The 19630-nt window shown below is 42.1% G+C and carries 25 protein-coding genes; 4 read left to right on the top strand and 21 right to left on the bottom strand.

What is annotated here, in order from left to right; translation table 11 throughout:
* Window positions 1-20: 20 nt before the first annotated feature.
* The 3 genes from mraZ to MHH41_RS07220 form a co-directional block, all read right to left on the bottom strand.
* Window positions 21-452 (bottom strand): division/cell wall cluster transcriptional repressor MraZ, encoded by a 432-nt coding sequence (gene mraZ / locus MHH41_RS07230; RefSeq protein WP_003211163.1) that lies wholly within the window; start codon window positions 450-452, stop codon window positions 21-23.
* 128 nt (window positions 453-580) lie between these two features.
* Window positions 581-2200 (bottom strand): bacillithiol biosynthesis cysteine-adding enzyme BshC, encoded by a 1620-nt coding sequence (gene bshC / locus MHH41_RS07225; RefSeq protein ID WP_212045836.1) that lies wholly within the window; start codon window positions 2198-2200, stop codon window positions 581-583.
* Between the two features lie 65 nt (window positions 2201-2265).
* Window positions 2266-3165 (bottom strand): 2-dehydropantoate 2-reductase, encoded by a 900-nt coding sequence (locus MHH41_RS07220; protein ID WP_340866020.1) that lies wholly within the window; start codon window positions 3163-3165, stop codon window positions 2266-2268.
* A gap of 209 nt (window positions 3166-3374) precedes the next feature.
* Between MHH41_RS07220 and MHH41_RS07215 the strand changes: the two genes are divergently transcribed.
* Window positions 3375-3854: an N-acetyltransferase gene (locus tag MHH41_RS07215; protein ID WP_003211702.1), complete on the top strand. Its 480-nt coding sequence runs from the start codon at window positions 3375-3377 to the stop codon at window positions 3852-3854.
* Between the two features lie 46 nt (window positions 3855-3900).
* Here the strand turns inward: MHH41_RS07215 and gerR are convergent, their stop codons facing one another.
* The 3 genes from gerR to MHH41_RS07200 form a co-directional block, all read right to left on the bottom strand.
* On the bottom strand, window positions 3901-4440 hold the full coding sequence (gene gerR / locus MHH41_RS07210) for a sporulation-specific transcriptional regulator GerR (RefSeq protein ID WP_050945104.1): 540 nt from the start codon (window positions 4438-4440) through the stop codon (window positions 3901-3903).
* 139 nt (window positions 4441-4579) lie between these two features.
* On the bottom strand, window positions 4580-4753 hold the full coding sequence (rpmF, locus tag MHH41_RS07205) for a 50S ribosomal protein L32 (RefSeq protein WP_008354700.1): 174 nt from the start codon (window positions 4751-4753) through the stop codon (window positions 4580-4582).
* Between the two features lie 26 nt (window positions 4754-4779).
* Entirely contained in the window at window positions 4780-5298 is a 519-nt protein-coding gene (locus MHH41_RS07200; protein WP_003210956.1) for a YceD family protein, read from the bottom strand.
* A gap of 206 nt (window positions 5299-5504) precedes the next feature.
* On the opposite strand from MHH41_RS07200, the gene MHH41_RS07195 reads away from it, so the two are divergent.
* Window positions 5505-6749 carry a nucleotidyltransferase gene (locus tag MHH41_RS07195; RefSeq protein ID WP_251191307.1) on the top strand — a complete coding sequence of 415 codons (1245 nt, stop codon included), beginning with the start codon at window positions 5505-5507 and terminating at the stop codon, window positions 6747-6749.
* 177 nt (window positions 6750-6926) lie between these two features.
* On the opposite strand, the gene MHH41_RS07190 is transcribed toward MHH41_RS07195, so the two are convergent.
* Entirely contained in the window at window positions 6927-7955 is a 1029-nt protein-coding gene (locus MHH41_RS07190; RefSeq protein WP_340866016.1) for a SepM family pheromone-processing serine protease, read from the bottom strand.
* Between the two features lie 4 nt (window positions 7956-7959).
* Complete coding sequence (locus MHH41_RS07185) at window positions 7960-8739, bottom strand: patatin-like phospholipase family protein (protein ID WP_050945106.1); 780 nt, start codon at window positions 8737-8739, stop codon at window positions 7960-7962.
* 158 nt (window positions 8740-8897) lie between these two features.
* Here MHH41_RS07185 and ylbJ point away from each other — a divergent pair, with 158 nt between their 5' ends.
* On the top strand, window positions 8898-10106 hold the full coding sequence (gene ylbJ / locus MHH41_RS07180) for a sporulation integral membrane protein YlbJ (protein ID WP_003211685.1): 1209 nt from the start codon (window positions 8898-8900) through the stop codon (window positions 10104-10106).
* Between the two features lie 13 nt (window positions 10107-10119).
* On the opposite strand, the gene coaD is transcribed toward ylbJ, so the two are convergent.
* The 9 genes from coaD to MHH41_RS07135 form a co-directional block, all read right to left on the bottom strand.
* Window positions 10120-10602 (bottom strand): pantetheine-phosphate adenylyltransferase, encoded by a 483-nt coding sequence (gene coaD / locus MHH41_RS07175; RefSeq protein ID WP_044142001.1) that lies wholly within the window; start codon window positions 10600-10602, stop codon window positions 10120-10122.
* A 3-nt stretch (window positions 10603-10605) separates the two neighbouring features.
* Entirely contained in the window at window positions 10606-11163 is a 558-nt protein-coding gene (rsmD, locus tag MHH41_RS07170; protein WP_003211265.1) for a 16S rRNA (guanine(966)-N(2))-methyltransferase RsmD, read from the bottom strand.
* 310 nt (window positions 11164-11473) lie between these two features.
* Complete coding sequence (locus MHH41_RS07165) at window positions 11474-11746, bottom strand: YlbG family protein (protein WP_003212137.1); 273 nt, start codon at window positions 11744-11746, stop codon at window positions 11474-11476.
* A gap of 66 nt (window positions 11747-11812) precedes the next feature.
* On the bottom strand, window positions 11813-12262 hold the full coding sequence (locus MHH41_RS07160; RefSeq protein WP_007499807.1) for a YlbF family regulator: 450 nt from the start codon (window positions 12260-12262) through the stop codon (window positions 11813-11815).
* 57 nt (window positions 12263-12319) lie between these two features.
* Window positions 12320-12727 (bottom strand): hypothetical protein, encoded by a 408-nt coding sequence (locus MHH41_RS07155; protein ID WP_050945107.1) that lies wholly within the window; start codon window positions 12725-12727, stop codon window positions 12320-12322.
* A 72-nt stretch (window positions 12728-12799) separates the two neighbouring features.
* On the bottom strand, window positions 12800-13048 hold the full coding sequence (locus tag MHH41_RS07150) for a YlbE-like family protein (protein ID WP_034619936.1): 249 nt from the start codon (window positions 13046-13048) through the stop codon (window positions 12800-12802).
* Between the two features lie 19 nt (window positions 13049-13067).
* The gene (locus MHH41_RS07145; protein WP_003212038.1) at window positions 13068-13481 is read right to left on the bottom strand and encodes a YlbD family protein; all 414 of its coding nucleotides are present in this window, start codon (window positions 13479-13481) and stop codon (window positions 13068-13070) included.
* Between the two features lie 108 nt (window positions 13482-13589).
* Window positions 13590-14633 (bottom strand): CAP domain-containing protein, encoded by a 1044-nt coding sequence (locus MHH41_RS07140; RefSeq protein ID WP_003212349.1) that lies wholly within the window; start codon window positions 14631-14633, stop codon window positions 13590-13592.
* Between the two features lie 122 nt (window positions 14634-14755).
* Window positions 14756-15178, bottom strand: coding sequence for a CBS domain-containing protein (locus MHH41_RS07135; protein ID WP_044142103.1), 423 nt, complete (start codon window positions 15176-15178; stop codon window positions 14756-14758).
* Window positions 15179-15339: 161 nt separating this feature from the next.
* Between MHH41_RS07135 and MHH41_RS07130 the strand changes: the two genes are divergently transcribed.
* Complete coding sequence (locus MHH41_RS07130; RefSeq protein WP_050945108.1) at window positions 15340-15705, top strand: YugN family protein; 366 nt, start codon at window positions 15340-15342, stop codon at window positions 15703-15705.
* 31 nt (window positions 15706-15736) lie between these two features.
* Here MHH41_RS07130 and ctaG read toward each other — a convergent pair whose 3' ends face one another.
* Genes ctaG through ctaD form a run of 4 tightly spaced genes read right to left on the bottom strand, consistent with a single transcriptional unit; the run spans window position 15737 to window position 19469 of the window.
* Window positions 15737-16615, bottom strand: coding sequence for a cytochrome c oxidase assembly factor CtaG (ctaG, locus tag MHH41_RS07125; protein ID WP_003211132.1), 879 nt, complete (start codon window positions 16613-16615; stop codon window positions 15737-15739).
* 30 nt (window positions 16616-16645) lie between these two features.
* A complete protein-coding gene (ctaF, locus tag MHH41_RS07120) occupies window positions 16646-16975 on the bottom strand; it encodes a cytochrome c oxidase subunit IVB (protein ID WP_003211520.1) in 330 nt (109 codons plus the stop codon).
* Window positions 16976-16977: 2 nt separating this feature from the next.
* Window positions 16978-17598 (bottom strand): cytochrome c oxidase subunit III, encoded by a 621-nt coding sequence (gene ctaE, locus MHH41_RS07115; RefSeq protein WP_003210862.1) that lies wholly within the window; start codon window positions 17596-17598, stop codon window positions 16978-16980.
* The gene (gene ctaD, locus MHH41_RS07110) at window positions 17598-19469 is read right to left on the bottom strand and encodes a cytochrome c oxidase subunit I (protein ID WP_050945109.1); all 1872 of its coding nucleotides are present in this window, start codon (window positions 19467-19469) and stop codon (window positions 17598-17600) included. The genes ctaE and ctaD overlap by 1 nt, the downstream gene beginning before the upstream one ends.
* Between the last annotated feature and the right edge of the window lie 161 nt (window positions 19470-19630).

Below are 19630 nucleotides of genomic sequence, written 5' to 3'. Positions count from 1 at the left end.
GCTTGCTGCACAAGGGATTATTATATATCAAATCCAATCATGTTTTCAGCAATTTCAGCAAAAGAATCTTCTTGCTCTTCTGTATATTGTTCCCAGATCGACTTACTCCACAACTCAATTCGATTTGAAACGCCGATGACCACACATTCTTTTTCGAGTTTTGCATATTGGAGTAGGTTTGATGCGATGTTAATACGCCCCTGCTTGTCCAGGTCGCATTCGACTGCGCCAGAGAAGAAGAACCGGGTAAACGCACGTGCATCTTTTTTCGTTAGCGGTAGTGCTTTGAGTTTCTCTTCGATTAGTTTCCACTCACTCATAGGGTAGCCAAATAAACATTGATCAAGCCCTCTCGTCAGCACAAACTGTTCTCCGAGACCGTCTCTAAATTTAGCAGGGATGATCATGCGCCCTTTTGTATCAATCGTATGTTGGTATTCACCCATGAACATGATAATCAGAGCCCCACTTTCTCACCCATACTCTCCACTATCCACCACTTCTCTCCACAAAACTTATTCTACACTGTTTCTACATAAAAAAAAACCCTGAACTAGTCAGGGTTCATTAAAACTTTATTTCAAAGTTTGACAATTTGTTGCTTGTTTTGAAATGAAAATGGCATATTTTTGAATGTTTTGAAGAATTCTGGACCATATTTGTTTAAAAAGTACATGATATTCCAAATTCTTTCTTGCGGAGCATCTAGTGGTTTTAAACTATTTTCAATCCGTTCAAAGTCCCGAAGGATATATCCTTCCTTCTCTTCCACACGCTGCGCAACCTTTTGATAAACAAATTGAAGCTGGTCTTCAATAAATTTGGCATTTTTATCTAGCAGCTGCTCGAAGTTTGGTTCAATCTCCAGTGCTTCTTGTCTCATCACGTCATGAGCATTTGCTAATTCACGTTTGGCGTGTTGAACCGCTTGAACAAAGCTGTCTGGAAGACTTTGCTGAAAGTGCGCTTCTTTCTTTTCTTTCACTCCATTTGTCAGCACTTCTTCTACCGACAGTTCTCTAACTGGCAGTTTCTTGTCGATGTGCCTTTCAAGAAGGGTTACATGCAGTCTCGGAAGAACAGGCGCCATCTTTAATTTAAAATGCTCAAAGATTCCTTTCAGCTCTCCCCAATAGTTAACCTCACCGTGTCCTGCCATAAAGGCAAGTGTCGGGAGAAGGGTTTCCTGCATCAAGGGACGCGTCACCACATTGTTGCTAAACCGTTCTGGGTGCTCCTCCACTTCCTGCAAAAGCTCTTCCTTCGTCCACGTAAGCCCCACTTCTGATATAGAAAACCGGCCGTTCTCTTTTTCAATCAGGAAACGTTCCTCATCATATTCGTAAAACAGATTCGCCTGATTGTCACCAGCTTCAATAATTGGCTGATATCCTGCTCGTTTCATAGCAGCCTGCGATTCATTTAAGCGAGCAGTAACTGCATCATTTGTCTCGACAATGTGCTTGAATAACGCACGCTCGAGTGGTTTGACACCTAAGTCACCCGAATTAAATAAAAGCAGTCCATCCTCTTCAAAGAGGTCACATACAATCCATTCAAAGAAATCAGTAAACGTTTGTGATTTGCGTAAACATCGAAGAAGCTGATCAAACAAGTCATTGGTGTATGCAGATTCTTCATACGTTGAAAACACATCACGGAGCCATGTCTCGGTTTTTTCTTGATCAAGCGGGATTCTTTTCGCAGCCGCTTTTTTGACGTTATGTAATGACAGCTTTTGTTTCACTGGCCCTTTTTCGCCAGATGTGTACACAAAATTAATTTCATCTACGTCATGATCCTCACCGGCTACCCAAAAGACCGGAATCACCGGGACGCCAAGCTCTGTTTCTTTTTCTTTTGCAAACTGAATGATGGATATGATTTTATGTATGGTATAAAGCGGTCCTGTTAATAGACCAGCCTGCTGTCCTCCGACCACCATGACACTCCGTTCATCACGGATCTTTTCAATGTTCTGGCGCATCGCTTTCGATTCAAACTTTGCGTGGTACGCGCTCATATAATCCGCTAAAGCCTCGCGCGGGAAGCTCATTTCCATGAGATCGTCGTATCTCTTTTTCCATGTGTGCTCAGAATGTATATCATAATCAAAAAAAGTCGTCATCTCTTTTTTTTCTTCTATATAATCACGTATGAATAAATTCTGACTTCGGATGGAAAGTTCAGTCAATTGCATGTTTAGAACTTCCTTTCTTCAATAAATAGTTAGTTTCCCGAAAAAAGTATAGCATGTAAATGAGCTCACTCAAAAGATTTTGTTTGCTTTTTTTCCAATACTTCCAAGCTTCGATCAAAGAAAGTGAGATGTGGCGCCGCAACGCTGTGAGCTTGAGCCTTTTTTAAAAGATAGCCAAGGATGGCTTTTCTTTCGGTTTGGCGGCCTTTCACTATATCTTGAAGCATAGACGACTGATTCTCAGCCGTTTTCTCACAAACAGAGACTACATAAGACCAGAGCCGCTCTTTTTCAGGTAAGCTCAAGATGGAAACTGCTTCTTCAAATGCACATTTCATCATGTATTCATATGAAGGGTTTGCGATCAATTCCCCGTTTCTCACATGCAGCAAAGCCGTGAGCGGATTAATACAGACATTGACAAGCAGTTTTTCCTCCAGCACCTTTTTCCATTCATCCGTATAGATCATCTGAAAATGAGATGATGTCTCATTCAATGCTTTTTTTATATCAGCTGCTTCTTCATGCTGAAATGCCCCCCACTTAATGACACCGATACCTGTATGGTTCACTGCATGATTTGACATCTTCATAGCTCCGTGCTCTACCACACCTATGTATAATGAATGTCCCGTTTTCCAATTCTCCAAATCTAATAAGTGAGCCATTCCGTTCTGTAAGAATAAGATACGATGAGGAGGTAATGTCGATAGTTCACCAAGTACATCTTGCAAATGATGATATTTCACTGTCACGATGAGCAAATCAAATTCTCCTGTTATTCCTGTCTGTGCATGAACAGCCACCTGGCATGTTTCTCCTTTTACTGTTCGCTCAATGCCTACTGCTCGAATCTCTTCTGCCTGTTCGTTTCTTCTTGTAAAGACTGTGACGTCATGATGCTGCGTTAAATAACTAGCACAAAGCAGACCAATCGCACCGCCGCCAATGATTCCAATATTCAACTGCCGCACATCCCTTTTTCGTTTACTTCATGATATCAACTATTTTAACAGGTTCATGTCGTGATGCAAAAAGCAGATGGCGCGCTATGATTGAATTTTTTTAATTTAAAAACTATAATAATAAGTGTAAAAACTTTTTGAGGCGGGTGGGATGAAAACGCCTTCAATGACATCACTGTCGACATTATGTGTGTAAGGGGGAAGATCATATGGCACAAGTAAAACGACTTCTAATTAATTACAAAACGTTAGAGGAATTTAAACAATTTAAGGAATACGGCATACAAGAGCTATCCATGCTCGAAGACCTTGAAAGCAATATGATTGAAAATGACAGCAACTCTCCATTTTATGGGATTTATTTTGGAGATAAGCTAGTGGCACGTATGAGCCTTTATCAAGTGGACGGCTCAACGACAACGTATTTTAACCACAACCATGATTATTTAGAGCTGTGGAAGCTGGAAGTGCTTCCTGGGTATCAGCGCAAAGGGTACGGAGAAGCACTTGTTGAATTCGCTAAATCGTTTGGATTGCCAATTCGGACCAATCCGCGCGTCAAATCTGCCGGTTTTTGGGATAAAATGGGCTTTGAAGCAGTCAAATATGATATGGAGCGCGATAAGGGTGAAAATCCACTCATCTGGGAGCCCGCACATATTCAAAAAAATACAGGTGAATCCGCTTAAAGGCTGATCACAAAACGCCCCTCCTTTCTCTGTGAGGGGCGTCTCTTTATTTAGCATATTCTTTTAAGCTGATATTCTGTTTGACTCTTTCAACAATACCTATGAGTGCCCGGTAATCTTCTTCTGTCATTTTTAATTGCCGCTTTAAGTGTTCATTTTCTTCTGTAAGTGACTTCAATTGATGCTGTGCATCTGCCAGTTCTTCGCGTAAATGAGTAGGTCCATCAGGTTCTTTTTCAAGCTGCTCTAAAAACTGAATCACTTCTCGAAGGGTCAATTCAGCCTGATTTGAAGTAGTCTTCTCTTCTATGGTTAACGCATGCTGTGGTAAACCAGAGGAATGAATACCTATTTTTTTGCGCAATTCTTTCCGCTGTTTTTTTGCCAGCTCTATGCCTGCCTGATATTGTTTTCTAACGTATGAGTTCCACCTGAAACCACATGCTGCCGCTGTTCTTGACAATGCTTTCCCGACTTCCTCAAATGCGGAAAGCTGCGTTCCTCCGTCTCGAATGTGCCTTAAGACAACTTCTGCTAAAAGTAAATCTTCATCCTGTGTCCATGCGTCCTGCCTTGTAATCGTCAATTGATCATCCCCCCTGAATCTGAATACCACATCATATGCGCCTACTAGAGTAGATAGACTATTTGCAGGGGAGAAACCTAAAAAATAGACAAATAAAAAAACGCAAGGGAAGAATTCCCTCACGTTTTTTTATCAAGCATTAGTTGCTTTTTACGTCTTTGCCTTTGTATGTTCCGCAAGATTTGCAGACACGATGAGAAATTTTCATTTCACCGCATTCTGGGCAAGCTACCATACCAGGTACTTGTAGTTTGAAATGCGTACGACGCAATCTTTTTTTCATTTTAGAAGTTCTTCTAAAAGGTACAGCCATTATTCCCACCTCCTTAAAGAGTTAAGTTAAGATTCATTATTTTCTTCTAAGAGCTTCTTCAAGCCTTCCAGACGCGGATCAATTCGGTTTTGATGTGCATCTTCCGAAATGACCGCCCAGTCATTCCCTTCTTGTGGTGCAGCACCTTTTACGTCCGTTTGGTCGCAAAAGATTTGCATCGGCACTTCAAGAAGAATTTCTTCCTTGACTAAAGGCGTTAAGTCGATGATGTCGTCTTCTACAATAGAAACGTCTTCATCTTCTATGTCGTCTGTCTTATGAAGTACAAATAGTTCTTTCGTTGAAATCGCAAATGGATAATTTACATCAACAAGCGTTCTTGAACAAGGCAATGTCATTTCACCTGTGATGGTTAAATCAAATGCGACTTGCTTTGATTCGATCACTCCAGTCCCTTTCACCTCTACCGGTGAAATGCGACGTATATCTGAATGAAGGCTAGTAAGTTCATTTAAGTCAACCGTCTCATGAAAATCGAAGCTGTTTTTAGCTTTTTGATGTAACTGATAAACTGTCCATTTCAATTGTATCACCTCTAAGAGCAACAAACATGATTATAGCTTTCCTCATGTTATTTGTCAATATTTTTTCTTTACAGTCCTTTGTGATGTCAGAGCGTTGTTTGACATCAGTTCTCGGAATGCCTACACTGAAAAAAATGGGCTTCATTTTTCCCTTATGCTACTGTAGCATAGACCATTTAACCATAGCAAGAAAGGCGGAACATCTATTGAAAGCAACAGGAGTCGTTGTCGAGTATAATCCATTTCATTATGGACATGCCTATCATGTTCGTCAGGCGAAAACACATACCTCCTCAGATGTTGCCATTGCCGTCATGAGCGGTTCCTTCCTCCAGCGCGGTGAGCCTGCCATCGTCTCAAAATGGGCGCGGACAAAAATGGCACTGCAAAACGGTGTAGACATTGTGTGTGAGCTTCCATACATATACGCAGTGCAAAAGGCAGAAACCTTTGCAAACGGTGCTGTGGCGATTCTAGATGCTTTAAAATGCCGCTCCCTTTTTTTCGGCAGCGAGGATGGTGACATCAAAGCATTCGAGCGAACAGCTCGTGCTTGGCATGAGAAAAAAGAAGAAATTGACCTTTTCACAAAAGGAAAAGTAAAAGAGGGCCTTAGTTATCCAGCTGCAGCTGCTGCTGCGTTTCAAGAGGTGATTGATCCTAAGCACTTACTGGATCTGTCTCTGCCCAATAATATTTTAGGTTTCCATTATGTCAAAGCCATCTTGGAGAGATCCCCTCACATGCAGCCCTTTACCTCTCAAAGGATTTCATCTGGTTATCATGATGATAAACTACCTGAAAATCAGAAAATCGCAAGCGCAACAAGTATACGAAAAGCGTTAAAAGATCATGGTACATTTGAAACAGTCGCCCCTTATCTCCCAGAAGCTACGCTCAAGCAATTACATGACTATCATTCTTCATATGGTCTTCTACATACACAAGAAGCCTACTTTAGCTTCTTAAAACACGTTTTTCACACAATGGATACGGCAGAACTAGAAGGCATCTATGAAATCGAAGAAGGCATCGAACACCGCATGCAAAAGGCGATTACACATGCGTCCTCCTACGAGGAATATCTATCACTTGTGAAAACAAAACGCTATACGTGGACGAGGCTGCAACGGATGAACACACATCTCTTAATGAGGGTGAAAAAGAGTGCCATGCATGAGCTGCTGAAAGAGAAAAAAGCGCCTTATATTCGTTTACTTGGTATGTCAAAGAAAGGGCAGCAATACTTATCTCTTGTGAAAAAAGAATTGGACGTGCCGCTCGTCAGTAAGCTGTCTGCCTTTTCACATCCCGCACTTGATCTTGATATTCGCGCATCCCGCGTCTTCAGCCTGCCCGTTAGTGAGCCGATGCAAACGAACTTAACGGAAGCGGAATTTAAAACCTCACCGATCCGATATGATGAAGAGACTGGTCTCTTCCAGTCTTAGCAAAAAAAGCAGCCTTGCGGAAGGCTGCTCCAAATTGTTGACACAGGGCTAAAATGATCTTTATTTTAGCCTTTGTCTTCTTTTCAGCATAATAGAAAACCTTTGCAGTCCTGACAAAGAATGCAAAGGTTTGTCTACATGCTGAGAGCAGCCTTTATGAAGGCTGCTCTTTTTTGATTAAGATGCTTTCTCTTTTAATTTGTTTAAATAGTTCAGGGCATCTTGCATTGTATCTACAGGCACAATTTTCATATCACTTTTAATATCTTTCGCTGTTTTGACAGCATTTCTATAGTCTGAATTTGGATCACCTTTATCATTCGGTGCAAAGAATATATCTTTTCCTGCTTTATCTGCCGCCACGACCTTTTGATCGATTCCACCAATTGGACCGACCGTTCCATCGGCGTCAATCGTTCCCGTTCCTGCAATCGCATAGCCATGTGTTTCGTCTTCTTTTGTCAGCTGGTTATAAATTTCAAGTGACATCATAAGACCTGCTGATGGGCCGCCGATATTTTCGATATCCACCTTAATAGAAGGTGAGACTTTCACATTTCGGTCTGTAAATAATGATACGCCAATTCCAACTCGATTCGGCTCTTCTTTAAATGGTTTTAACGTCACTTTCTCCGTCATGTCTTTGCCATTTCGTTCAAGGACAAAACGGACAGATGTACCTGCTTTTTTGCTGCTGATATACGAAACCATTTTATCAGCAGAATCATAGGTCTTGCCATCAACGCTTTTAATTCGGTCGCCCACTTCAATTTTGCCGTAAGCAGACATTCCTTTCATCACGTAGCTTGCATATACGCCGTTAAACGTATAATCTACTTTTTTACCTGCTTTTGTATATGCTGCAATCATGGCATTTTCTTGCGAGCTTTTCATCAGCTGCAGCTGCCGTTTCATATAATCTTGATCCGACTCCCCGTCCGCTTTAATATTTTCTTCTGGGACGATTTCATCATATTTATTCATTTTCGCAAGCAAATACGTATACGGATTGGCTGGACCTACTTTAATTGTCATAAGAGAGAAGCTGCCCTTCTCGCCATATCCGCCGTCTACTTGAATGTGGGGAGCAATCTCGGTTGCATCACCCGGCTTTGTCACGTAATATGGCAGTTTGACAAAGGTTAAGCCACATAATACAAGGATAACGACAAAAAAGCTGAGCCAGCGAATATTTAATTTTTTCATTCGATTAACACTCCCATTTATCAATGACATCTTTCAGTGTACCTGTTAGTTGATCTGCGGCAAGCTCACCTGCTTCAATCATCTCCTGCACCTGCACGAACGCACTCGAGCTAAATGTTTCAAGCCTCGGCCGGATCATGACATCAGCGTGAATGGTTTGATGACGGACCAATTCATTTTGAAGGATGTCCAAACTTTGCATAATCACATCCGATAATCTCGTCGCCTTTTCTGTTTTTTTCACCCTTGATACATCAGAGGCGATAATGAGGTCTGCGCCCATATCTTTTAAAACAGACACAGGAATGCGGTCCACAACCGCTCCATCCACTAGCTGTCTGCCGCCCATTTCATGAGGAACAAACACGCCCGGAATGCTGATGCTTGCTCTGACTGCTTGTGAGACAGACCCTTTTTTAAACACGACCTTCTCCCCTGTCTCGAGGTCACAGGCAACCACTGCAAGGGGCATTTTTAATTCTTCGAATTTTTTCCCATATGTAAACGTGTGAATCAGCTGCAAAATTCGATTTCCTTTTAAAAGACCGATTTTTGGCAGTGTATAGTCAGCATAATACTTTTTTCTGAAGACAAGTGCAAGTTTTTTCATTTTTTCTACGTCCTGTCCTGCCGCATAAAAGCTCCCAACAAGTGCGCCAATACTGCTGCCAGCAATCATATCTACCTGAATACCTTGTTTCTCAAGACTAGATAAAACTCCGATATGTGCCATTCCCCTCGCACCCCCAGAGCCTAACGCAAGCCCGATGACTGGTCGCCTCATGAAAATCCACCCTCCTCTTTTCTATGCATATATACGAATCTATTGGTCTAAACATGCCCCTTCTGCTCGTATAGTAATAGAAGACAGGCTCGGCTAGTTTCTTTCTTTTTTGATCACGAGCTCGCCAATAGATCATAACGGCAAGGGGCGAAATCTCCATGAAAAAATGGAACACTCTGTTCATCGCTGCTTTTTTTATCTTTTTAACAGCCACTGTGATTACACATCCACAAGCCTCTTTGCAAGCGTCTAAAAATGGACTTGCAATGTGGTGGGAGGTTGTATTTCCATCATTGCTTCCTTTTTTTATTTTGTCCGAGCTATTAATTAGTTTCGGGATTGTCAGATTTGTCGGGGTATTATTAGAGCCATTTATGCGCCCCATCTTTCGAGTGCCTGGTGTAGGCGGATTTGTCCTAGCGATGGGAATGGCATCAGGCTTTCCTTCTGGTGCGAAATTAACCACAAGACTCAGGCAGGAAGGGCAACTGACACAAATCGAAGCAGAGCGCCTCGTTTCTTTTACAAATTCATCGAACCCATTGTTTATTTTCGGTGCGGTGGCTGTTGGTTTTTTTCATCATCCAGCTTTAGGAATTGTTTTGGCCTGCGCACATTATTTAGGGAATCTCGCTGTTGGGGTGACGATGCGAGGATATAAAGCACGGCATGATGCACATCTGAGAAGCCGTAAGCAAATTTTATTCCCACCGTTTCAAGAAGCATTCAGCGCTCTTCATACAGCAAGACTCGCAGAGAAAAGACCGCTCGGCCAAATTTTAAGTGATGCGGTCATGTCATCAGTCCAAACACTCTTTATGATTGGCGGCTTTATTATCTTATTTTCTGTGTTTAGCAAAATGCTGTCAGTTGTTCATGTGACGGATCTCTTATCCATAGGGATCGGATATATGCTGCAAACGATGCACCTTCCGCCAGAATTAGATCTTGCGATGATTGCCGGTTTATTTGAAATCACATTAGGAAGTCAGCTGACAGGGTCACAGGAAGTCACCCTTCTTGCTAAAACGATTGTCGTCAGCTTTATATTAGGATTCAGCGGGTTTTCTGTTCAAGCTCAGGTCGCTGGCATTCTGGCGGCAACAGATATACGCTTTAAACCGTTTTTCTTCGCTCGTTTGCTTCACGGGATTTATGCAGCTGTTTTTGCCTTCTTATTGTTCAAGCCTCTTTATGTCTCTCGATCTGACATGGCTCTCCCAGCAGGTGCCTTTGAAGCAAGCCAGCAGGTCGTCATGTACAGCAGTGTGCTTTGGAATCAGCTTGTGACAGCTGGCCCTTTGATCACGCTATGCAGCTTGATCTTGTATACGGCGCTATACTATCAGAAATTAAAAAAAGGATGAGTGCACAGTGCACTCATCCTTTAAATTTTTCTATCAGCGCTTCTTCTACCTCTTTTGGCACAAGGTCTTTGACTGAACCATCATATTTCGCTACTTCTTTGACAATGCTTGAGCTTAAGAAGGAATACTGATTGTTGGTCATCATGAAAAACGTTTCAATGTCATCGTTTAACACTTTATTCATTGATGTGCCCTGCATTTCATATTCAAAGTCTGTCACAGCTCTTAATCCGCGTAAAATGACTTTGGCTTCTTTTTGTTTCGCATAATCAACAAGCAGACCGTGAAAGGATTCGACTTTGATATTTGGCAGATCCTTCGTCGCTTGGCGAATGAGCTCACACCGTTCTTCAACGGTAAATAACGGTTTCTTGGATGAGTTATTTAGTACACATACATACACTTCATCAAAGATCTTTGCACCTCTTTTGATGATATCCAAATGGCCCAATGTGACTGGATCGAAGCTACCCGGACAAACGGCTATGTTCCCCATGCTTTAATTTCCCCGCTTTCTATAGATCGTAATACCAGTCAACCCGTACAGTTCCTGTCTTGATATGTAAAGCTGTCCAGCTTCCTCTGGCAGTATAACGTCCTTATCATGCTCACACACGATCACGCCGTCATCTGTTAATAAGGCATGCTCGTCAATCATGTCAAGAAGTGCTTTTAGCTGTTGATCTTTGTAAGGCGGATCAAGAAAGATCGCTTGAAAGGATTCCTCTCGTTTCACAACGGCTGCAAGTGCACGCTTTGCCTCGTTTCGAAACACTTCACTTTGATCAATCAGCTCCAATTGATTGAGGTTTCCTTTGATCGTTTGAATCGCCTTCATATCTCGATCAACGAATATGCAATGATCGAATCCTCTAGAAAGCGCTTCAATCCCTAAACCACCGCTTCCCGCAAATAAATCAAGGGCCCATCCGCCATCAAAATACGGGCCGATCATATTAAATATCGATTCTTTTACTTTATCTGTCGTCGGTCTTGTTGATTGACCTGGTACCGCTTTAAGTGTGCGGCCTTTTCTCGTTCCAGAGATGACTCTCATTTTTCCACCACTTTTTCTGCTTGCTTCTATTGGTTATTGTGTATGACAAAAAATCCAACATTATCTTACCACAACACTCCGCAGGGGACAATGCGCGGACTTTCATTCATTTACTATGTATAGATCAAGGAAAGCGGGGTCATACTACTTATAACAGCATCTGATGTGGTGCTGTTGCCAACCGCGGAGAAGACTTACGTTTCCCCATAAGTTCTTCCTCCGGTTTCTCCTCTCCCTTTGCCTTCTCCTTAATGAATCATTAAGAATAGAAGGACCCCGCGGGTGATGCCGCGGGGGTTTTTTTGTGTCTTTAAAAGCCCACTTTATAATCATACTCTTTTGCTTTGTCCAATTTGGATTCGTACTCTAATTTAATAAAAGGTTTATATGAAGGCTCAACACGCTTCACAAATGGCAATGAGCTGAGCTTAGCCATATGGCGCTCGAGATCATTCATATCACAATAGATCACTGCATATTTCATTTTCCGTGAAATATAGTGAACATTTCCAAATTTTCTTAGCGCCTTTGACTGCTTTAACGAATGCAGCCAAACGACCATCCCTTGACGTTTGGTTTCCATCTTTTCACCTGCCGCTTTTTCAATTCTTTTCAGTCATTATGTAAAAGACGAGACATTCAAGTCTCGTCAAGATACTTTACAGCCACAGCTGCCACCAGATCCACAGCCACCGCCGCATGATGATAGACCATCAAAATACGGGTTCCCTGTTGGAACTTTGATATATGCTGATACAGCTTGACCGATTTCAATACTAATCTCATCTAAGATGGATTGAATCGCTGTTTCTGCTTTTTTGAAATCAACCACTGTATCGTGAAGATCTAACTTTCTTTTGACCTCACGCATTTCCTTTGAGATCGTTCTATAGTCCGGATGGTATTTGCCGAACCGCTGCACATCCTCATATTGCTCTTTTACTTTTGTAAAATGGGCAATAATTTGTTGGGCTTCTTCGTCTTGCTGGAGACGCTTAAAGCAGTTGCGGTAATGTTCAGCCTCCTCCGACTGAAGAATCATGGCAGCCAATTGATTCGCTTCCTCTTGGAGCTCCACAGATTCGATTGTCGCATACATAAATGATGCACCTCCAATTCATAGTTTACCACGAAACCTATGGATCAGAAAATGCTTTTACGTCACAAATACATCCCATGTCTCTCTTTTCTGCCTATATTCTGGATGACGAGAATTGAGCACAACGGTCATTTTATGCTTTCCTTTTGAGAGATGCTTGACCACAAATGCAGCAGTATATTCATTGCCTGCACGTTTTCCGTCTACATACACTGTAAAATATCCCGCCTTCTCATCCTTTTTTAGTCGCGTAGGCTCAAGATGAAAATCTTGCAGTGTACTTTCTATATAAACAGAAGACCCCTGCACTTTGTATTTTAAAAAACCTTGCTGCTTCATTTCGCTTTGGGCTTGCTGCATCACATGTACAGCTGGATCTTGCTTTATGACTTGCTTCTCTTCATGTTGACTTTGACACCCGGTGACAAGAAAAAGCAATGCGCATATTGACAGCATCCATTTCATCATCTGATTCTCCTTTCATCTACTTTTATAGGATGCTCAGGAAATAGACATCTTAATCAACTCAAAAAAGCCTCATCCGGCTCCATTTTGATTGCGCATTGCTTGGAACATTTGAATCATCATTTCAGCCATTTGGACACTGTTACTCAACTGACTCACACGATGAGGAATGGTTTTTTCGTAAAAATTCATTTTATCTAATTCAAAGGACGATAGCTTATCAGGATGTCGAGTCAGCTGTCTGTACCAGAGAGGACGCTGTCTGATGAATTTGATTCGATCCTCTTCGGCCATGACAAACTCCAGTACTTCTTTCCGCACCAAAAGCATCCCCTTTCACTTAATCTTTCCTGAAGGAGAATGGGTGCTGACTGCCTCCAGATGAACCTTTCTTTGAGCCATTTGATGAAAATTGTCCGAGTAAGCTTTGTAAAGAGGAAATAGACTGGCTCATTTTGTTGATTTGTTCATTCATTTGATCAGCGTCCATTTTTTTCACAGCAGAAACCATTTTAGACATAAAATCGGCTTTTCCCGCTTCACTTGGCTTAGAGTCTTTTTCTTCTTTCACGTCTCCAGATTGCGTTTGCCGGTAAGGAGACCACATCTCATCTTCCTCACCAAACATGACCCAATTTTCGTATACACTTTGCCAGCTTTTTTCTTGCGTTTGCACTTCTTGAATTAACTTCGGATGGCGTCTGACGAATTGTTTAAATTCATCAATGGATGTTTGTTTTTGCTTGTTTGTCATATCCTCACCCCCCATACAAATGCCTACTATACTATATACATCAGCAGTTATTTTGGTGAGCCTCTTTTTCAATCAAAAAAACAGCTGCGATGGTGCAGCTGCTTTCGTTTAAGATGTTTTTTTAATGAAGTTTTGGGTGTAGTATTTTTCTTTCACACCGACGCCAAGGTGTGTGTAATCTTTATTTAATAACGCCTTCCTATGACCTTCACTATTGAGCCAGCCTTCTACCGCTGCAGGTCCATCTACATAATTATAGGCAATGTTTTCACCTGCGAGCTGAAATGCCACCTCGCCTCTTTCTAATCGGTCTTTCAGCGTACCGTATTTTTTAGATTCATGGGAGAAATAATGATTCTCTTTCATGTCCTCACTATGCATGAATGCCACTTCAGAGGTTTCATCATCCCACTTTAAGATCGGCAGTTTGTACTTATGACGAATAATATTGGTCATATCAAAAATTTGTTTTTGACTGGAAGCTTCGATCTCTTTCCATTTTTCACCCGATATTGCCTCTGGTTCTATCAATTGACCACGATAGACGACTTCGTATGGCTTTTGTTTCACAAATGTATCTGCGTTAAACGCCCTGATACTTGAAAGGGTGCTTTCAAACTTATCCATGTAAAGCTGAACATATACATCATCGTCCACTTTCACGGTAGGTCTTGTATTCATATCATCTTCTGAGAATTCAAAGCGGTATGAATTTTGTTCATCCTCTACATGAATGTAAGGTGCAATTTGTGTTTTTTTAAATACCTCACTTGTGGCTTGACCGATTTTAAACGGTTCAACATTGAGCCCGTCTCCTGTTGCAAACAATGTCACCACTTTACTATCCTTTACCCCTACTTGAATATAGTGCTTCTTCGATTGATTGTATATCCACCAGTCATAATCATATGCGGAAGGATCAATGCGATCTGGTTCTCCCAGCTGTTTAAGCACTTCGTTTGAAGATTTCCCCATAAAGGACATGAGCCCCTTTTTAGGGATGTTGATCGGCTTATCGCTAGATGTTTCTTCATTAGACACCTTCGGTTCATTGCTGTTTTCTTTTTCTGGTGAAGATCCATATTGAATAAACAGAACGTACGTTCCAGATATAATCAGGAGGATGAGGAGTGTTTTGAGCACAGTTTTCAAATAAACACCTCCGTTAAATTGGCAAGGTACAAAAAGTACCTTCTACTGTCATTTAAACAAAACTCGCTCTATTTATCAACGACAATACAGCCTATTTAACACGAATTTAAAATATGCCCCTCTTAATGAAGAAATCCTTGCCCATGATCTTGATCCTGCTGAGAGATTTCTGTCAGTGCATCTCCTGCGCGATCATTCGATAAATCTTCGACGGATAAATCTCCAAGAGCGACAATCCCTGTTAATGCACCGTTCTTCACAACAGGAATGCGGCGAAGCTGGTGCTCTGACATCAGCCGGACAATTTCTTCAAGCGTTGCATCTTCTTCTGCTGTCAGTACTTCCTTCGTCATCAGCGAGCCTACTTCCTGTGAGTTTGGCTTTTTTTCTGCAATGCCTCTGAGTACAAGGTCACGGTCTGTCACGATACCAACGAGCTGATCTCCGTTAACCACGGGAATGGCACCAATGTCTGCGTCTCTCATTTTGACTGCCGCTTCATACGTATTGTCATCTTGCTGACATGTCACTACTTTTTTTGTCATAATATCTTTGATTTTTTTTGTTTTCACGTTGATTCCTCCATCTGTTATTTTCTTTATTACTGTAACCAGGTTATAAAAGAACATACCTTTCACAGTTGAAAGTTTAACGCTTTCATACTATGATTGTCAGTAAAGGGAATTTTTATAAGGAGGGGTTTTGGGTGAAGTTTGAAGGTACGGGGATTGAAAAGGTAGCAGCTGACTTAAATAAATTAGATTTCATCATGGAAAGTGAAGGATTTGTACGAGCCGATCAATGGGATTATGAGCGTGTGACGTACGACAGAAAGTTTAACATGGTAGAGGGAACCTTTTATTTACGCATTTCCGGCTACGCCACCGAAGGAGATGTAGGTTCAAAAAGAGCACACATACAGCTTCTCACACCTTTACTCGGAAAACATTATTATCCGCACGGTGTTGAATACGGCGAAGGCGAAGATTTCCCTAAGTCTCTCATCCAATCAAGCAAAAAAACACTTGAACAGCTGAAAGAAAAACTAGAAGCAATGACTGCAGAAGCATAAACGAAAGCACAGCCATCCGGCTGTGCTTTTTTCATTCATATTTCGGAATCAGGGCATCTGGTACGGCATCTTTCGCTCTTTCTTTTCTTGCCCAGTCAAAGAAGACAACAGCAAGGATCGAGCCGTACACAATCTCCTGAATAATTTTCATCAAAATCGCGCCTAGCTGCTGGTCTTCTAGCAGCGGCAAGGTATGGAACATTTCAGGACCTGTGAGCGCAAGACCTGCCAGCGTATCACTTGGTACGCATAGATGCAGCGCCTGTATCCAAGCACCAGCATCAGAATAGGTTGCATAGATCGGCGCCTCACTAAACATGATGAGTGCACACGCAGGAGTCATTAATATCCCGTCTGCCATGATATAACCAAGCTTTAAAATGCCTGTAATCTGAGGCTGACTTTGGACTTTATGAACGAGCGGCCACCACATGAAAAAAGCAGCGATAAAAATGACCACTGTCATCAGCGCATGATAAAACGGATCTGTTTTCACAAAGTCAAACACAAGCGGAATATGGTACATCGAAAACAAGCCGTTAAACCCGAGCAATGCAATTAAAGGCTTGGAAAACAAACGAAACATCTGCTGAATGCCTGGTGTTTGTATGATCCGCTCCCAAATGGCCGCAGGTAATCCTGTAATAAGGAGAGGCGGAATGACTAAATAGAGCACCGCCATTTGCGCCATATGTGCACTAAACATAATATGCCCCATTAAATCAATCGGGCTTCCTTTTACGGCGTATAACAGCACAAGCCCGGTCAGAAACAGCGTTTTCTCTTTTACCGTCGCACGATACTTCCCCTTTGTCACAAGAAGCAGATAAAGAGCAGCTGCTATGACAATACTAGTCAAATAGTAAGGGCTCCATAATGCCCGAAATCCGAATATTTCTAAGTTCTCCATTGCTGCGCCTCCTTCAAGGGCAAAGCGGGCTTACCACCAAATAATGGTCAAAAAGGCTAATACGGTAATAAACGCGACAAACACACCTGAGTAAAGAAACAATGCGGGTGTTTCATGCCCTTTTTGGTTCATGTGCATAAAATAATAAAGCTGAAAAGCCACCTGAATAACGGCAAGCAGTAAAATAAATGGTACTGCGAACCAGTTTCCTACGTCTTCAGAAGCGATTGTTAAAAAGGCAACAAAGGTTAATCCAATCATCAAGCCGAAAGAAATGAGCTGATGCTTCATTTCTTCGGCATTTTTCTTTTTACGGTATACAAGATCGACTTTAGACTGATTTGTGTTTTTATTTCCCATTCTTATCCCACCATTCCCATTAAATATACAACGGTAAAGATGAAGACCCACACAACATCAATGAAGTGCCAATACAGACTTGCCACATAATATTTCGGCGCATTGTATAAATCGAGTCCGCGTCTCATATTTCGAATCATAAGAGCGGTAATCCAGCAAAGTCCAAAGGCGACGTGAGCCCCGTGAGTTCCTACAAGTGTATAGAAGGAGGAACCAAGAGCTGAACTGGTAATGGTAAAATCATACGCATGCACATAATGATAGAACTCATAAATCTCAACCCCTAAAAATGAAGCACCTAATAGCACAGTCACACCAAGCCAAAGCTGCATCTTTTTAAAGGCAAAGTTTTTCATATGATACATTGCATACACACTCGTTAAACTGCTCGTCAGTAGAAGCATCGTGGCAATAAAGACAAGCGTGAGATCAAACATATCAGTTGTTTTTGCTCCGCCTGCATTAGAGTTTTTCAGCGCCAAATACGTGGCAAAGAGCGATGCAAACAGAACGGTTTCTCCCCCAAGAAACAACCAGAACCCGACGAACTTATTCTTTCCTTCTAACGTGGCTTTCTCAGGAGAAGCCGGAAAAGTTTCTGCTGTCATTTTTTGTGGTTCCATTATGCTTTCACCCCTTTATCATCGTCATCGGTCAAATCTTCTTTGTGAATATGGTACCCATGATCGTCTTTAAGAGAGCGAACCAGCATGGTCGCAAATGTAATGCCAAGACCAATGAGAATCACTGGAAGCCCCCAGCTATGCTCTTGACGATACATGAAGCCAAACGCTGACACAAATAGACCGAATGAGATAATGACAGGTAAGATGGAATTATTCGGCATGTGAATATCATCGAGCGGTTCAGATGCTGTCATTCCTTTTTTACCATCCATTTTTTCAATCCATAATGGATCTAGTCCTCTGACAAGCGGAAGCTGTTTAAAGTTATATTCTGGCGGAGGTGAAGACACTGCCCATTCAAGCGTTCTTCCATCTCCCCAAGGATCGCCCGATACACGCTCCCCTTTTGCTGTCGTCCAGATGATATTAATCAGCATGATGACAACAGCCACAAACATGAACAGTGCCCCAATCGTACTGACCAAGTTCCCAAGGTCTAGCCCCTGACCCGGCAAGAATGTAAAGACTCGGCGCGGCATGCCCCAAAGACCGAGAAAATGCTGGATAAAGAAGGTTAAATGGAAACCGACGAAAAACAGCACAAAGCCAATTTTCCCAAGCTTCTCATTCAGTATTTTTCCAAACATCTTCGGCCACCAGTAATGCACACCAGCTAAAATACCGAATACGACCCCGCCGATAATGACGTAGTGGAAATGCGCCACAACAAAGTACGTATCATGGAACTGATAATCTGCTGCAGCTGCTGCAAGCATGACTCCGGTTACCCCGCCAAGTAAAAACGACGGTATAAAGGCAACGGAATACAGCATTGGCGTTGTAAACTTCACATTACCGCCCCATATGGTGAGCAGCCAGTTAAATACTTTAATTCCTGTCGGCACCGCAATCGCCATTGTGGCTACAGCAAAGATGGCATTGGCAATCGGACCAAGTCCTGTTGTGAACATGTGATGCGCCCACACCATGAATCCAAGGAAACCAATCAATACAGTCGCAAACACCATCGACGAATACCCAAACAGCCTTTTTCTTGCAAACACTGGAATGATTTCAGAAAATATTCCGAATGCTGGCAGGATTAAGATATAAACTTCTGGGTGTCCGAAAATCCAGAACAAATGCTCCCAGATGATTGTATTTCCGCCGAGCTCTGGATTAAAAAAGCTCGTATCAAACATTCTATCAAGCATCAGCATCGCAAGCCCTGCAGTAAGCGGCGGGAATGCGAATAAAATCAGTGCTGAGGCGACAAATGTCGTCCAAGTAAAGAGCGGCATTCTCATATACGTCATACCAGGCGTTCTCATATTAATAATCGTTGCAAGAAAGTTGATTCCGGCAATTAGCGTACCAATACCCGCTATCTGCAACCCTAAAATATAGAAATCCATGCCGTGTCCTTCTGAATTCAGCGTGAGCGAAGCGTATGCAGTCCAGCCTGCATCAGGTGCCCCGCCCATAAACCATCCAAGATTTAAGAAAATTCCTCCGAAAAAGAACAGCCAAAAACCAAGTGAATTCACAAATGGAAACGCTACGTCACGTGCACCAATTTGAATAGGTACAACCGCATTCATTAATGCAAATAAAAGCGGCATTGCTGCAAGGAAAATCATCGTTGTTCCATGCATCGTCATGACTTCATTGTAAAACCCTGCACTTACAAAATCATTTTCAGGGATGGCTAGCTGAATACGGATTATCATCGCTTCCAGGCCGCCAATTAAAAAGAAAAATCCCCCTGCCACTAAATATAGTATGGCAATTTTTTTGTGGTCAACCGTCGTCAAGTAATCCCATAAGACAGCGCCAAACCCCCGCTTTTTAGCTATAGTACTCACCATGAAATCCCCCTCTTATCTCCCATTTGCCCCTTTTCATATAGATGTTTTAACTTTACACAGACTGTGTCTGACAGATGGCTACTTCTTGGTTGTAGAGACATATTCGGGAGCTCTTAACAAAAACTTCACATCGATTACATACCCTCTTACACATTCCTATT

This window comes from Bacillus sp. FSL K6-1145 (genome assembly GCF_038003425.1).
Lineage (GTDB): Bacteria > Bacillota > Bacilli > Bacillales > Bacillaceae > Bacillus > Bacillus pumilus.
Note: the sequence above shows the minus strand (reverse complement) of the source record. Positions and strands in the feature narration are given on the sequence as shown.